Source organism: Halomonas sp. NyZ770, assembly GCF_020616575.1.
GTDB lineage: Bacteria > Pseudomonadota > Gammaproteobacteria > Pseudomonadales > Halomonadaceae > Vreelandella > Vreelandella hamiltonii.
In genome coordinates, this window is record NZ_CP085143.1 from 3243669 (window position 1) to 3257704 (window position 14036).

At 64.2% G+C, this 14036-nt stretch carries 15 protein-coding genes; 9 read left to right on the top strand and 6 right to left on the bottom strand.

Going from position 1 to position 14036, the window contains the following annotated elements; genetic code table 11:
• Positions 1–149 precede the first annotated feature (149 nt).
• Positions 150–764: a hypothetical protein gene (locus LG409_RS14970; RefSeq protein ID WP_039180342.1), complete on the top strand. Its 615-nt coding sequence runs from the start codon at positions 150–152 to the stop codon at positions 762–764.
• On the opposite strand, the gene LG409_RS14975 is transcribed toward LG409_RS14970, so the two are convergent.
• On the bottom strand, positions 755–1642 hold the full coding sequence (locus tag LG409_RS14975) for an ATP-binding protein (protein WP_039180345.1): 888 nt from the start codon (positions 1640–1642) through the stop codon (positions 755–757). The genes LG409_RS14970 and LG409_RS14975 overlap by 10 nt on opposite strands.
• A gap of 97 nt (positions 1643–1739) precedes the next feature.
• On the opposite strand from LG409_RS14975, the gene LG409_RS14980 reads away from it, so the two are divergent.
• Both LG409_RS14980 and LG409_RS14985 read left to right on the top strand, forming a co-directional pair.
• Positions 1740–2543 (top strand): M48 family metallopeptidase, encoded by an 804-nt coding sequence (locus LG409_RS14980; RefSeq protein WP_039180348.1) that lies wholly within the window; start codon positions 1740–1742, stop codon positions 2541–2543.
• 26 nt (positions 2544–2569) lie between these two features.
• Positions 2570–2827: a hypothetical protein gene (locus tag LG409_RS14985; RefSeq protein ID WP_016914931.1), complete on the top strand. Its 258-nt coding sequence runs from the start codon at positions 2570–2572 to the stop codon at positions 2825–2827.
• Here the strand turns inward: LG409_RS14985 and aroE are convergent.
• The 5 genes from aroE to LG409_RS15010 all read right to left on the bottom strand — a co-directional run bounded on the left by aroE (position 2824) and on the right by LG409_RS15010 (position 7636).
• Positions 2824–3645, bottom strand: a complete 822-nt coding sequence (aroE, locus tag LG409_RS14990) for a shikimate dehydrogenase (RefSeq protein ID WP_189462719.1) — start codon at positions 3643–3645, stop codon at positions 2824–2826. The genes LG409_RS14985 and aroE overlap by 4 nt on opposite strands.
• Positions 3642–4619, bottom strand: a complete 978-nt coding sequence (hemF, locus tag LG409_RS14995) for an oxygen-dependent coproporphyrinogen oxidase (RefSeq protein ID WP_189462718.1) — start codon at positions 4617–4619, stop codon at positions 3642–3644. The genes aroE and hemF overlap by 4 nt, the downstream gene beginning before the upstream one ends.
• Positions 4620–4711: 92 nt before the next feature.
• Entirely contained in the window at positions 4712–5269 is a 558-nt protein-coding gene (locus tag LG409_RS15000; protein WP_227407020.1) for an L-threonylcarbamoyladenylate synthase, read from the bottom strand.
• 47 nt (positions 5270–5316) lie between these two features.
• Positions 5317–6498: a DNA-processing protein DprA gene (gene dprA / locus LG409_RS15005; protein WP_227407021.1), complete on the bottom strand. Its 1182-nt coding sequence runs from the start codon at positions 6496–6498 to the stop codon at positions 5317–5319.
• A 94-nt stretch (positions 6499–6592) separates the two neighbouring features.
• On the bottom strand, positions 6593–7636 hold the full coding sequence (locus LG409_RS15010) for a LysM peptidoglycan-binding domain-containing protein (protein WP_227407022.1): 1044 nt from the start codon (positions 7634–7636) through the stop codon (positions 6593–6595).
• A 194-nt stretch (positions 7637–7830) separates the two neighbouring features.
• Here LG409_RS15010 and def point away from each other — a divergent pair, with 194 nt between their 5' ends.
• From def to LG409_RS15040, 6 genes are all read left to right on the top strand, one after another.
• Positions 7831–8343: a peptide deformylase gene (gene def, locus LG409_RS15015; RefSeq protein WP_016914937.1), complete on the top strand. Its 513-nt coding sequence runs from the start codon at positions 7831–7833 to the stop codon at positions 8341–8343.
• Positions 8344–8479: 136 nt separating this feature from the next.
• Entirely contained in the window at positions 8480–9478 is a 999-nt protein-coding gene (gene fmt, locus LG409_RS15020) for a methionyl-tRNA formyltransferase (RefSeq protein ID WP_227407023.1), read from the top strand.
• Positions 9475–10806, top strand: a complete 1332-nt coding sequence (rsmB, locus tag LG409_RS15025; RefSeq protein WP_016914939.1) for a 16S rRNA (cytosine(967)-C(5))-methyltransferase RsmB — start codon at positions 9475–9477, stop codon at positions 10804–10806. Before fmt ends, rsmB begins: the two co-directional genes overlap by 4 nt.
• Positions 10807–10865: 59 nt before the next feature.
• Positions 10866–11072, top strand: a complete 207-nt coding sequence (locus LG409_RS15030) for a dodecin (RefSeq protein ID WP_016914940.1) — start codon at positions 10866–10868, stop codon at positions 11070–11072.
• 111 nt (positions 11073–11183) lie between these two features.
• Positions 11184–12557 (top strand): Trk system potassium transporter TrkA, encoded by a 1374-nt coding sequence (trkA, locus tag LG409_RS15035; protein ID WP_227407024.1) that lies wholly within the window; start codon positions 11184–11186, stop codon positions 12555–12557.
• Between the two features lie 30 nt (positions 12558–12587).
• The gene (locus LG409_RS15040; RefSeq protein WP_227407025.1) at positions 12588–14036 is read left to right on the top strand and encodes a TrkH family potassium uptake protein; all 1449 of its coding nucleotides are present in this window, start codon (positions 12588–12590) and stop codon (positions 14034–14036) included.

Here is a 14036-nt window from a genome sequence, read left to right on the forward strand (position 1 = left end):
ATGGCGGGCGATGGCTTTTCGGGATTTGCGACCGGCGCGACGCTCGGTGCCAACGAATCCGCTTGACAGCCATGGGCGGTGGCCCTCAAATAGCGGCGCTTTCGAGCATCCGCTACACTGACCTTTTGCCCTTTCTCTGGGGGAAACACATGCACCATGCCCTTCGCCGTGGCCGCAGCCTGATTCTGCTGCTGCTCGCTGCTCTACTGACCGGCTGCCTTGCGCTGCCACAAACCGGCCTGTTTGCCTTCCGGCTGGCCGTTACTTCTCTGGGAGTCGAAGAGGTACGCATCGGGCCATACAGCGTGAATGCCGGCCTGGATACCAGCGACATGACTCGCCTGCTGGCTTCGAGCCTGGGCGCTGGCAGCCTGCCAGTGCAGGCCACCCTGGCCATGGGCCTGGGGCTACCGGCAGGCATGCCTGCCGTTGAAATGTCCGGGTTTCGCTGGACGCTGGACATGCCGGGCGTCGACCCCGTGCAGGGGCAGTATCAACAGGACGTGACCCTCACCCCAGGCGACGACGCCAACCTGCGCCTGCCGGTGGCGTTCGATATTCTGGCCACCGACACCCAGCGCATGACGCCCATGATCGAGCTGGCCAGCCAGTTGGCAAGCCAGGGTGAGCTGCCCCCCGGTAGCGAGCTGGCCATCACTCCTGGGGATCTGCGCGGCCTGGGCATGACGCTGCCGTCAGGCCTGCTGACGCCGACCATCCGCTTGAACGTCGGCGCCGATGGGCAGCTGATTCCTCAGCGCTGATCGGCGCGCTGACGCTCCTCTTGCAGCCGCTTGCGGCCCACGTACTGGGCCGCAAACTGCCACGCCGTTCGGCCGCTGCGCCCACCGCGCAGGGTGGCAAAACGTACGGCTTCCGCCCGCGCGCCATCGTCCCAGTCGTTACCGCTACCTGTGCGGTTGACCCAGTGCTCACAGACCTCCAGGTAGGTTGCCTGGTTGAACGGGTGAAAGCCCAGCCACAGCCCGAAACGGTCTGACAGCGAGATCTTCTCCTCCACGGCGTCACCATGGTGCAGCTCTTCGCCTACCAAACGGCTTCCCTGATTATCCTCCATCGACTCCGGCAGCAAGTGTCGGCGGTTGGAAGTGGCATACAGCAGCACGTTCTCGGGAGGGCCGGTCAAGGCGCCGTCCAGCACGCTTTTCAGCGCCTTGTAGGCATCATCGTTGCCTTCGAACGACAGGTCATCGCAGTACACCACGAAGCGGTGGGGCTGATGGCGCAACTGCTCGACCAGCCGTGGCAGGCTTGCCAGGTCATGGCGGTCGACCTGGATCAGGCGTAACCCTTCGCTGGCCAGAGAGTTGAGCAGCGCACGCACCACCGACGACTTGCCGCTGCCACGAGAGCCCCACAGCAAGGCATGGTTGGCAGGCAGCCCCTGCAGAAAGGCGCGGGTGTTATCGACCAATGCCAGTTTCTGCCTCTCGATGCCCAGCAGGTCGTCCAGCGTCATGCCATCTCGGGGCGGCACCGGCACCAGTTGGCCGCCCAGCGGGTGGCGCTGCCAAATGGCCGCCACATGGGTCTGCCAGTTCACCGGGGTGGGCACTGGCGGCAACCAGTGGTCGATGTGATCGAGTAGCTGCGTCAAGCGCTGGCTTAATTGCGCATCCATGGTGGCCCTCAGAGTAGGTTATGATAAGAGTTGATTTACCGCTGTCAGTGGTTATCTTGTGTGCAAGGATCCCTTCTCGTCTATTAGGAAACCGTCTATGCGCTGGCTTCGACCCTTTGCCGTCACCGCTTTGTGCGCCTCTCTGGCTGCCTGCTCCACGTCCCCCACCGGCCGTTCGCAGCTGTTGCTGCTCTCGGAAGACCAGCTCAATCAGATGGGCCAGCAGGCGTTCGCGCAGTACCAGCGCGACGTGCCTACGGCCAACCAGGCGAGCCATCGCTATGTCCAGTGCATCACCAACGCCATCGTCGACATTCTGCCCGGCGAACAGCGTAATCTGGATTGGCAAATTCGCGTGTTCGAGTCCGAGCAGCCCAACGCCTTCGCCCTCCCCGGGGGCTACATGGGCGTCAATACCGGCATGCTGAACGTGGCCACCAACCAGGATCAGCTGGCATCGGTCGTCGGCCACGAGATCGGTCACGTGCTGGCACGCCATGCCAACGAGCGCGCCTCGACCCAAAGCGCCACTTCGCTTGGCCTGTCGGTCATTTCCAGCGCCTCCGGTATGCAAACCCCGGCGGGCCAGCAGTTGATGGGCGTGCTGGGCATGGGCGCCGAGTACGGCATTTCGCTGCCCTTCTCTCGCCGCCATGAAAGCGAAGCCGATGTCATCGGCCTGCAGCTGATGGCACAGGCAGGCTTCGATCCCCGCGAAAGCGTGACTTTGTGGGAAAACATGCAGGCCGCGTCCAGCGGTGGCGCGCCCCCCGCCTGGATGTCGACGCACCCAAGCCAGGGGCAGCGCATCCAGGGCCTGCAGGCCAACATGGAGCCCGCCATGGCCAGCTTCGAAGAAGCTCGCCAAAGCGGCCGCACGCCCAACTGCCCACGCCCCTGATATACGCTCCTGACATTGAGGTTTAGATGATCCGACTGGGTTTACTGCTGCTGGTACTGCCGATTCTGGTGCTGCTGAGCGTCTATTTCTGGGAACTGGGCGACGTGCGCGCCTGCCATCTCGAAGGGGGCTACTGGAACTACCTGGAAAGCGCCTGCCGCGAGACGCCCCAGCCGTTCGTCTCCTGGCTGGAGCGCTCTCCCTTGCTGGTGAACGGAGGCATGCTGCTCTCCGTGGTGGGGCTGGTGATGTGCATGGTGGGGTTCTATACCAAACCCCGCTAGCCGCCCGTCAATGACTGTCGAAGCCGCGTGCGCACCTGAGACGTCTCGGGGCGCACGTTGCGCCACAGGAAGAACGACTCGGCGGCCTGCTCGACCAGCATCCCCAGGCCGTCCAGCGGCTGTGCGCCCTGCGCCTCGGCCCAGCGCAGAAAGACCGTGGGCTCGGCCCCGTACATCATGTCGTAGGCCCAGGCACCCTCGCTGAACAGCGCCTCTGGCAGCGGCGGCAGCGCACCAGAGAGGCTGGCACTGGTGCCGTTGATCACCACATCGAACGGCCCCTCGATGGCCGCGTAACCACTGCCGCTGATCGGCCCCAGGTCGGCGAACGCAGCGGCCAGCTGAGTGGCTTTTTCGGCCGTCCGGTTGGCCACCTGCAGGCAGGCGGGCTTTTCCGCCAGCAGCGGCTCCAACACGCCCCGAACGGCACCGCCAGCGCCCAGCACCAGCAGGCGTTTACCCTTCAACGTCACGCCCTGATAGGCAAGGTCACGTACCAGCCCGACCCCATCCGTGGTATCGCCATAGGTGCGGCCATTGCCGCCGACGATCAGCGTATTGACGGCCTGCGCGCGTTTGGCCCGGTGGCTGAGCGTGTCGCACAGCGCAAAGGCATCGCCTTTGAAAGGCACGGTCACATTGGCACCGCGCCCGCCCGCCACCACGAAGGCCTGCCAGGCACGAGCGAAGCCGTCGGTGGGGGCCAGCTGCGCGACGTACTCCATGGCCTGCTCGGTCTGGCGGGCAAATTCAGCGTGAATCATCGGAGACTTGGAGTGCTCGATGGGGTTGCCGAACACGCAGTAACGGTCGCTCATGAGGCCTCTCCACTGGGCTGGCGTTGCGATTGAGGCTGGGCCTGAGACTGCGGGGACTGGCCCGCTTCACCCAGCCAGTCACGCGGCACCAGGTAATCGTGCAGCTGCGCTTCGCGGCTGCCCTGGGCAGGCGTGAAGTCATACTCCCAGCGCGCCAGGGGCGGCATGGACATCAGAATCGACTCCGTGCGCCCACCGCTTTGCAGGCCAAACAGGGTGCCCCGGTCCCATACCAGGTTGAACTCCACGTAGCGGCCCCGACGATAGAGCTGAAAATCGCGCTCCTGCTCACCCCAGGCATCGGCCTGACGACGCTCGACGATGGGCAAGTACGCCGCCAGGAAGCTGTCCCCCACGGCGCGCTGAAAGGCAAAGCACTCCTCGAAGCCGCCTTCGTTGAGGTCGTCGAAAAACAGCCCGCCCACGCCTCGGGTCTCTTCCCGGTGCTTGAGGTAGAAATAGTCATCGCACCACGCCTTGTAACGCTCGTACACCCCTTCCCCAAACGGAGCGCAGGCATCACGCGCCACGCGATGCCAGTGCACCACATCCTCGAATACAGGGTAGTAGGGCGTGAGGTCGAAACCGCCGCCAAACCACCAGACCGGCGGCTCGCCCTCCTTCTCGGCAATGAAGAAGCGCACATTGCCGTGGCTGGTGGGGATATGCGGGTTTTCAGGATGCATGACCCAGGACACCCCCACCGCATGGAAACTGCGCCCTGCCAGCTCCGGGCGGGCGGCCGTGGCCGACGGGGGCAACTGAGCACCAAAAACATGCGAGAAATTGACGCCGCCCTTTTCGAACACCCGCCCATCGGTCATGACGCGTGAGCGACCACCGCCGCCCTCTTCACGCTGCCAGCTATCCTCCCTGAACGTGGCCTGGCCATCGGCGGCGCTCAAACCGGCGCACAGCCGATCCTGCAGATCCAGAAGGTAGTGTTTGACGTCGTCGAGGTGTTCGTGGGCCACGGTAGCTCCTGGTGAGATGAATCGTGAATGGTAAGTCATCAACCGTTGATGTCGAGACGCTGATGTCGAGGCACTAGTGGCACGCTAATGACTCAAGCGCGCATCACCTTGCCGGTCAGCAGGTCTCTGATGGTGCTGGGCTTGGCATTGCCTCCCAGCTCTCCGGCCACGATGGCCGCGACTTCCTCGCCAAAAGTGGTGGCAACCTCGTCGGCGCTCATGGCGGGTGGGTCACCGGCTCGATTGGCCGAGGTGGACACCAGCGGCCCGCCAAAGGCTTCACAGAGCGCTTTCATCAGCGGGTGGTCGGTGACGCGCAGAGCCACACTTTGGTGAGCGCCGCGCACGAGGCCATGGCTACGGCCGTTATCGGGCACCAGCCACGTATTGGGACCAGGCCAACTGGCGGCCAGCGGCGCATGCAGCGCCAGGGGTAGCTGGCTCAGCCAGGGCTGGAACTGTTGAATACTGGCCGCCACCAGAATGACGCCCTTGGCCGGGTCACGCTCTTTCATGCGCATCAGGTGCGCCAGCGCCTCATCATTGTCCGGGTCACAGCTCAACCCCCAAACGGCCTCGGTAGGGCAGGCAATCACTCCCCCTTCCCGTAGCGCCTGCACCGCTGCTTTCACGTCAACCGCCGTTTTCATGGACGCTCCTACTGGCTATCGAACCATCAGATCGAGAAAGCTCCATCTTACCATGCTGCCGTCAGCCGAACCCAGCCACCCGCACGCTGGGCCACCTGCCCTTCCAGCTCCAGCATCAACAGCCGCTGCTGACACTCACTGACCGACAGCCCCGTGCTCTGCACCAGCCAGTCGATGGGCGTGGGGGAAGGTCCCAGCGCGTGCAGCAGGCGGTCAGGCGGCTCTGTCTGGGCAGAGTCTGTCTGGGCAGGGTCTGTCTGGGCAGAGGGCGTTGGCGACATCGGCGCGGGGGCCGCAGGCGAGGCCTTCTCGGCAGGGGCTGCCTCCGAGGGCGTGAGCATCGGCCAATAATGCGGTGCCCAGTGCTGCAGCTCGGCCAGAATGTCCTCCACGTGGCGCACCAGCGTCGCGCCATTGCGCAACAGCTGCAGGCAACCACGGGCTTGAACGTTATGCAGCGACCCCGGCAGGGCAAACAGCTCTCGCCCCTGCTCCAGCGCTAGCCGGGCACTCACCAGCGAGCCGCTTTTCTCGGTGGCTTCGACCACCAGGGTTCCCAACGAAAGCCCCGTGACGATGCGGTTGCGGCGTGGAAAAAAGGCCGGACGCGCCACGGTGCCCGGTGGGTGTTCGGAAAGCAGCAGCCCGCCGGGCTGGGTGCTCAGCTGCTCGTGCAGCTCGCGGTGGCGCGCCGGATAAATGACGTCCACCCCACACCCCAGCACGGCGATCGAATGCCCTCCGGCGGCCAGCGCGGCGCGCTGGGCAACGCCATCGACGCCCAGCGCCATACCGCTGACGATGCACCAGCCACGGCTGGCCAGCTCACGGGCAAACGCCTGGGCATGGCCACTGCCTTCGGCGGTCGGTTTGCGGGTACCCACCATGGCCAGGCCCGGGCCCTCCAGCGCCTGCAAATCCCCTTGTGCCCACAGCACCACGGGCGGGTCCGGCAATTGGTTCAGCAGCGCAGGCCAAGCCGGGTGGTCGCGGTGCAGCAGATGACGACGGGGCGCCTTGCCCAACCACGCCTCGGTCTCTTCCACCACCTGCTGAAGCGGGCTGCGCTGAGGCTGCGCCAGCCATAATCTGAGGGCATTGGCCGCCGCACTGGGCAGCGCCGCCAGCCAGCCCTGTGGCCACTGGGGCGAGCGGGCCACCAGCTGTGCAATACGGGCTGCGCCCATGCCGGGCAATGCATTGATTACCAGCCACTCCCTGGCGTCCATCGCCACCTCCTTTTCATCGTTCGAGTACCCCTGCGGCTTGCCAGGCTATGTACAAAAACCAGGTTATGTACGAAAACCAGGCTGAGTACGAAAACTAGTGCTGGGGAGCTCTCACCACGTCACCCACGGCCAACACATTGGAAGCCTGCATGACCAGCGCATAGCTCATGTGACTGTAGGGTTTGAAGATCATCACGAGACCCGCTTCGGTGGAGGGCAACTGAATCAGCTCCTGGGTGCGCGGGTCGTTGACCACTTCGCCCTGCTGATCGACACGCAAGACATGGCCGGGCTGCAGGCCATCCTGGGTGCCCACATCCAACGCCACGACCTGCAACCGGCCAATGAAGCGAACGCCGCCGGGCACGGCCACGATCCGCCCTGCCACCTGGTTCAGCGGCGCTCTGGGAGTAAAGGCCTCGCTGACCGGAATATCTTCCAGCGGCAGCAGGATGTCGTTGTTGCGCACTTCCTGGTTGGCACTCAGCACTTCGACACGTGAAATATCACCTTCACTGCTGATGCGCTGCGCTTCGCCGATACTGATCAACTCGTCGCCCAGCAGGGTGCCGTCCGCCGCCAGATAAGGCTCGCCGGGGCGATAGATCCCCAGCCGCTGGCGGGCAGGCAGCTCGCCACGCACATAGAGCGTATCCCCGGCACCGCTGATCAGCCGCTGGTTGTCGCCACCCACCACATAGGCCAGCTCCTGAACATCCTCACCCGGCTCGACCACCCGGTGATCGCGCAAGAAAGAGCGCACCACGTCCATGGGAATGGGCGTGATCGCTTCCCGCTCGGGAACGCTGCGCATTTGTGGCGATAGCCGAACCACGCCTTGGCCACGCTCCAGCGTCAGGCACGGCTGACCCTGGCAATCGCCCAGTACCAGTACGTCGCCTGGGTAGATGAGATGCGGGTTGCGAATCTGCGGGTTGGCTTGCCATAGTGCGGGCCACTGCCAGGGGGAGCGCAGGTAGCGTGCGGAGATATCCCATAGCGTATCCCCGGCGACCACTTCGTAGCGCTCGGGTGCATCGCTGCGCAGCCGCTCCCAGGCCTGCGCTGCCGGGCTCAGCGCCAGCCAGGCCAGCAGCACTCCCAACACGCTGTGATAAAACGGCTTTCCAGCTACCATCCTAGCCACCATCCGTTCTCCCCTCGTTATCCCCTGGTGATTGTTTGAAGCAGTTGCGGGGGCGCCACGGCGCGGCGCGTGCCCAGGAACGCTTATGGCATGATATAGTGGTCAATATAAAGCACTTAGGCCCGCCGACACAGCGCGGCGCCTGCTCATCTTCAAGACTCTGCATAAACGGTGACGGTAACGCCATGGCCAAACTTCCTATTCTCGTATTTCCTGACGAGCGCCTGCGCACCAAGGCGGTCGCGGTGGAAACCGTGGACGACGAGGTCCGCCAGCTCGTGGATGACATGCTGGAGACCATGTACGACGCCCGTGGCATCGGCCTGGCCGCCACGCAAATCGACGTGCACCGCCGGGTGGTGGTCATGGACGTCAGCGACGACAACTCCCAGCCGCTGGTGATGATCAACCCCCGCTATGAGCCTATCGGCGAAGAGCGTGAGCCGCTGTCGGAAGGCTGCCTTTCGATTCCTGAGTATTACGCCGAAGTACCGCGCTACCTGAAGGTCAAGCTGACGGCGCTGGACCGCCACGGCGAGCCCTACGAGCTGGAAGCCGACGGCTTGCTGGCCCACTGCATTCAGCATGAGTACGATCACCTGGAAGGCGTGCTGTTCGTGGATTATCTGTCCCCGCTCAAGCGCGACCGGGTCATGAAAAAAATGCAGAAACGCTACAAGCAGATGAACGACGCCTGACCCCGGTTGCGTCATCTGGCCCTGGGCCGAGCTGACAACGTTGCCCCACAAGCTTACCTGTGACGACAACGCTGCCTCTCGGCCCTCCTGCGTTTCATCGGCAGCACTTTCTCTTTTCACTCAAGGGCTCTCCACCATGTCACCGTTACGCGTTGTTTTTGCTGGCACGCCAGACTTCGCCGCCTCCAGCCTTGCTGCCCTTCTCGACAGCGAACACGAAGTGGTGGCGGTCTACACCCAGCCCGACCGCCCCGCCGGTCGGGGACGTAAACTCACTCCCAGCCCGGTCAAACAGCTGGCTCAAGCCCAGGCACTGCCGGTGTATCAACCCATCAGCCTGAAAGACGCCGAGGCCCAGGCCGAGCTGGCGGCACTGAACGCCGATGTGATGGTCGTGGTGGCCTACGGGCTGCTGCTTCCCCAGGCAGTGCTGGATACGCCGCGCCTGGGCTGCATCAACGTACACGCCTCGCTGCTTCCCCGCTGGCGCGGCGCGGCGCCCATTCAGCGCGCCATCGAAGCGGGCGACAGCGCCTCGGGCGTCACCATCATGCAGATGGATGCGGGCCTGGATACCGGCGCCATGCTGCACGAAGTGCGCACCCCGATCACGCCGCGCACCACGGGCGGCGACCTGCACGACCGCCTGGCCATTCAAGGGGCCAATGCGCTGATCCACGTGCTGGACAACCTCGACAACGGCAGCCTTCAAGCCACCGCCCAGCCCGACGAAGGCGTCACCTACGCAGCCAAACTCAGCAAGGCCGAGGCCGAACTGGACTTCTCTCAGCCCGCCGAGCAGCTGGCGCGCAAGATTCGCGCCTTCAACCCCTGGCCCGTGGCCTGGTGCGCGCTGGGCAGCGACCGCCTGCGCCTGCTGATGGCCAGCGTCGAGCCCGGCGAGCAGCCCGCCTGCCCACCAGGCACACTGCTGGCGCATGGTGAAGATCACCTGCGCATTGCCTGCGGTGTGCAGGGCCAGGAGGTCTTGTGCGTCAGCCGTGCGCAACTGCCCGGCGGCAAGGCCATGGCCGTCCGTGACTTGTTGAACGCTCGCCAAACGCCGCTGACCGTGGGCCGTTGCCTGGGCCAGTCGCTGGAAGGAACCCAACCACTGGAAGGAGCCGCCCAATGAACCTGCCGCGCACACCCACGGGGAGCGGACTGGACGTGCGTGCGGCGGCGGCCAGAAGCCTGGTGCCGATCCTCACCGACAAGGGCTCCCTGGCGGGGCTGGACGAGCACAGCGTAGTGGCCAGGGACCGCGCGCTGCTCAAGGAGCTGTGCTATGGCACCTGCCGCCGCTTGCCGCGCCTTCAGGCGCTGGCCCAACGCCTGCTGAAGCAGCCGTTCAAGAAGCGCGACGCCGACGTTCAGGCCCTGCTCCTGATCGGTATTTATCAACTGCTCTACATGCGTACCCCGGCCCACGCCGCCGTGGGCGAAACCGCCGGAGCCGCCCGCCTGCTGGACAAGGAGTGGGCGACACGAGTGCTCAATGGCTGCCTGCGACGCCTGCAGCGCGAAGCCGACGCGCTGCAGGCCGAGGTGGACCGTGATGAAAGCGTCGCCCTGGAGCATCCCCAGTGGCTGCTGGGTAAGCTGCGCAGCGCCTGGCCCGATCAGTGGCGGGCCATCGCCCAGGCCAACAACGAGCCCGGCCCGATGACGCTGCGCGTCAACCAGCGTCACAACGACCGTGAAGCCTACCTCACTCGACTCACCGAGCAGGGGTTGGGCGGCGAGCTGTGTCTGCACGCCCCGGACGGCATTACGCTGCACACCCCCTGCGACGTGACCGTACTGCCCGGCTTTGCCCAGGGGCACGTCAGCGTGCAGGACGAAGCTGCCCAGCTGTCGGCCGCTCTGCTGGGCCCGGCCCTGGCGCCCAGGCCCGGCGCCCATGTGCTGGATGCCTGCTGCGCCCCGGGCGGCAAGACGGCCCATTTGCTGGAGCAGTTCGATATCGCCCTGACAGCGCTGGACAGCGACAATCAGCGCCTGGCCCGTGTCGATGACACCCTCGCTCGGCTGGGGCTCGCTGCAGAGCTGAAACATGCCGATGCGACCACCCGCGACTGGTGGAGCGGGACGCCGTTCGATGCCATTTTGCTGGATGCCCCCTGCTCCGGCACGGGCGTGATTCGCCGCCATCCGGACATCAAGGCCCTGCGCCGCAAGGAGGACATTCGTCAGTTGGCCAGCCTGCAGCAGCGCCTGCTCGACAACCTGTGGCCGCTGCTCCGCCCCGGCGGTACGCTGCTCTACGCCACCTGCTCGGTGCTGCCGGAAGAGAACAGCGGCCAGATCGAGGCCTTCCTGGCCCGCACCCCCGACGCCCGGGCCACCACGCCGAACGATGTGGCCTGGGGCGAGCCCAGCGGGCCGGGCAGGCAACTGTTTCCCGCACAAAACAGTCACGATGGCTTTTTTTATGCCAGACTGGAGAAGCAGACTGCCTAAGGCAAGCGCCTGGACTCAGGGGCATTAGGCAGTGAATTCATGACAAGGATGGAGAACACATGAGTCATCACACCTACAAGCACATCGAACTTACCGGCTCTTCCGAAAAAGGTATTGAGGAAGCCGTTCAGAACGCATTGGCCAAAGCGTCCGAAAGCGTGCACAACATGCGTTGGCTGGAAGTGACCGATACGCGCGGTCACATAGAAGATGGGCGTGTTGCCCACTGGCAGGTCACGATCAAGGTCGGCTTCACGCTGGAGTAATCGTCACCTGCTTTTCGACGGCGGCTGGTTTACACTGGCCGCCGTCTTTGTTGCAGCGCACACCGCGTGCTGATAAAACGCTGGCGCTCATAACGGAACCGATGCTTAGCGATGAAAATCATCATTCTCGGCGCCGGCCAGGTCGGCGGCACCCTGGCGGAGCACCTTGCCCGCGAGGAAAACGACATTACCGTCGTCGACACCGACGGCGCCAAGCTACGCGAGCTGCACACCAAGCTGGATATCCGCACGGTCACCGGCGCGGGCTCCTACCCCATCGTGCTGCGCCAGGCGGGCTGTGAAGACGCCGACATGCTGATCGCGGTGACCAACACCGACGAGATCAACATGATCGCCTGTCAGGTGGCCCACACGCTGTTTCGCACCCCCACCAAGATCGCGCGGGTTCGCTCCACGGCTTACCTCACCCGCAAGGGCCTGTTTGCCCACGAAGCCATTCCCATCGACGTCTTGATCAGCCCGGAACAGGTGGTGACCGACCACGTGCGCCGTTTGATCGAGCATCCCGGCGCCCTGCAGGTGCTGGAGTTTGCCGAGGGGCTGGTGCAGCTGGTGGCGGTAAAAGCCTTCTACGGCGGCCCGCTGGTGGGCCAGAATCTCGCCTTCCTGGGCAAGCACATGCCCAACGTGGAAACCCGCGTCGCCGCCATCTACCGGCGCAATCGGCCGATCATCCCCCAGGGCGACACGGTCATCGAAGCCGACGACGAAGTGTTCTTCCTGGCGGCACGGCGGGATATCCGCGCGGTGATGAGCGAGCTGCGCAAGGTGGAGCGCGACTTCCGCCGAGTGGTGATTGCCGGGGGTGGCAACATCGGCGAACGCCTGGCGGAGCATCTGGAGCATAGCCATCAGGTCAAGATCATCGAGCACAGCCTGGAGCGCTGCACCACGCTCTCGGAGCGGCTGGACCGCACCGTGGTGCTGCACGGCAGCGCCACCAGCAAGCGCCTGCTGGAAGAAGAGAACATCGAGGATTGCGACATCTTCTGCGCCCTGACCAACGACGACGAGGTGAACATCATGTCGTCGCTGCTGGCCAAGCGGCTGGGGGCCAAGAAGGTGCTCACGCTGATCAACAACGCCGCCTACGTGGACCTGGTCCAGGGTGGCGATATCGACATCGCCATCTCCCCGCAGCAGGCCACCATCGGCAGCCTGCTGACCCACGTGCGCCGGGGCGATATCGTCAACGTGCACTCCCTGCGTCGGGGTGCGGCGGAAGCCATCGAGGCCATTGCCCACGGCGACAAGCAGTCTTCCAAGGTGGTGGGCCGCACCATCGATGAGATCGAGCTTCCCGAAGGCACTACCATCGGTGCCGTGGTGCGCGGCAAGGAAGTGATGATTGCCCACGGCGACGTGCGCGTGGAGAGCGGTGATCACCTGATTCTGTTCGTGATCGACAAACGGCGTATCCGCGACGTCGAGCGGCTTTTCCAGGTGGGATTGACGTTTTTCTAGGAACCAGCCAGCAATGAGACCCTCCCTGCCATGAGCCTGCGGATTATTCTACGTATCTTGGGCCTGCTGCTGATGCTGTTCAGCCTCACCATGCTGCCTCCCATGCTGATGTCGCTATGGTTTCGCGACGGCGTTTGGCATGCGTTCATGAGCGGCATTGCGATTTCCGTCATCACCGGCCTGCTGATCTACCTGCCGAACCGCCGGGCGCGCAAGGAGCTGCGCATTCGGGACGGTTTCATCATCGCGGCCATGTTCTGGACCGTGCTGGCACTGTTCGGCTCGCTGCCGCTGATGCTGTTTGGCGAGGACGCCCTGAGCATTACCGATGCCGTCTTCGAATCCTTTTCGGGCCTGACCACCACCGGGGCCACGGTCATTACCGGCATCGATTTTCTGCCCGAGTCAATCCGCTACTACCGCCAGCAGCTGCAGTGGCTGGGCGGTATGGGCATCGTGGTACTGGCGGTGGCCATCCTGCCGACCTTGGGGGTCGGGGGCATGGCCCTGTACCGCACGGAAATTCCGGGGCCGCTGAAAGACTCCAAGCTGACGCCGCGCATCACCGAAACCGCCAAGGCGCTGTGGTATATCTACGCCACCTTGACCTTTGCCTGCTTCGTGGCTTACATGATCGCGGGCATGGATTGGTTCGATGCGCTGGGCCACAGCTTTTCCACGGTCGCCATCGGCGGATTTTCGACCCATGACCTGAGCATCGGCTATTTCGATAGCGCCGCCATCGAGCTGATCTGCATCAGCTTCATGCTGATTTCGGCGGTGAGCTTCAGCCTCCACTTCGTGGCCTGGCGCGAGAAGCGCCTGACCCATTACTTTCAGGACCCGGAAGCCCGGTTTCTGCTGCTGTTCCTGACGGGTCTGACCGTGATTACCGTCATTACCCTGTGGCTGACCAAGACCTATGACGACATCACCGGCCTGCGTCACGCGCTGTTCGAGGTCGTCTCCGTGGCTACCACGGCCGGGTTCGCCGTGGCCGACTTCTCAGGCTGGCCTGGGGCAATTCCGTTTCTGCTGTTCATTGCCGCCTTCGTAGGGGGCTGCTCGGGCTCCACCGCTGGCGGCATGAAAGTGATCCGCATCATCCTGATTCTCAAGCAGGGCATGCGCGAAGTCATGCGCCTGATTCACCCCAACGCGGTGATTGCGGTGAAGGTCGGCAAGGTCAGCGTACCCGACAGCATCGCGCAGGCGGTATGGGGCTTTTTTTCGGCCTATGTCATGCTGTTCTTCCTGATGCTGGTGGGCGTGATGGCCACCGGCGTGGATCAAGTGACCGCCTGGTCGGCGGTGGGCTCGGCGCTCAACAACCTGGGCCCTGCGCTGGGCGAAGCCAGCAGCCACTATGGCGACTTACCCAGCCTGGCCAAATGGATTCTGGTACTGGCCATGCTGATGGGGCGCCTGGAAATTTTCACCGTCCTGGTACTCTTTACTCCGGCCTTCTGGCGGCGTTGA

What these genes read in the sequence shown, in the direction of transcription:
- dprA (WP_227407021.1), bottom strand. Translation starts at nt 6,498, where the DNA reads ATGGACGCCAGGGAGTGGCTGGTAATCAATGCATTGCCCGGCATGGGC.
- LG409_RS14975 (WP_039180345.1), bottom strand. Translation starts at nt 1,642, where the DNA reads ATGGATGCGCAATTAAGCCAGCGCTTGACGCAGCTACTCGATCACATC.
- LG409_RS15010 (WP_227407022.1), bottom strand. Translation starts at nt 7,636, where the DNA reads ATGGTAGCTGGAAAGCCGTTTTATCACAGCGTGTTGGGAGTGCTGCTG.
- LG409_RS15000 (WP_227407020.1), bottom strand. Translation starts at nt 5,269, where the DNA reads ATGAAAACGGCGGTTGACGTGAAAGCAGCGGTGCAGGCGCTACGGGAA.
- fmt (WP_227407023.1), top strand. Translation starts at nt 8,480, where the DNA reads ATGTCACCGTTACGCGTTGTTTTTGCTGGCACGCCAGACTTCGCCGCC.
- trkA (WP_227407024.1), top strand. Translation starts at nt 11,184, where the DNA reads ATGAAAATCATCATTCTCGGCGCCGGCCAGGTCGGCGGCACCCTGGCG.
- LG409_RS15040 (WP_227407025.1), top strand. Translation starts at nt 12,588, where the DNA reads ATGAGCCTGCGGATTATTCTACGTATCTTGGGCCTGCTGCTGATGCTG.
- LG409_RS14980 (WP_039180348.1), top strand. Translation starts at nt 1,740, where the DNA reads ATGCGCTGGCTTCGACCCTTTGCCGTCACCGCTTTGTGCGCCTCTCTG.
- aroE (WP_189462719.1), bottom strand. Translation starts at nt 3,645, where the DNA reads ATGAGCGACCGTTACTGCGTGTTCGGCAACCCCATCGAGCACTCCAAG.
- LG409_RS14985 (WP_016914931.1), top strand. Translation starts at nt 2,570, where the DNA reads ATGATCCGACTGGGTTTACTGCTGCTGGTACTGCCGATTCTGGTGCTG.
- def (WP_016914937.1), top strand. Translation starts at nt 7,831, where the DNA reads ATGGCCAAACTTCCTATTCTCGTATTTCCTGACGAGCGCCTGCGCACC.
- LG409_RS15030 (WP_016914940.1), top strand. Translation starts at nt 10,866, where the DNA reads ATGAGTCATCACACCTACAAGCACATCGAACTTACCGGCTCTTCCGAA.
- rsmB (WP_016914939.1), top strand. Translation starts at nt 9,475, where the DNA reads ATGAACCTGCCGCGCACACCCACGGGGAGCGGACTGGACGTGCGTGCG.
- LG409_RS14970 (WP_039180342.1), top strand. Translation starts at nt 150, where the DNA reads ATGCACCATGCCCTTCGCCGTGGCCGCAGCCTGATTCTGCTGCTGCTC.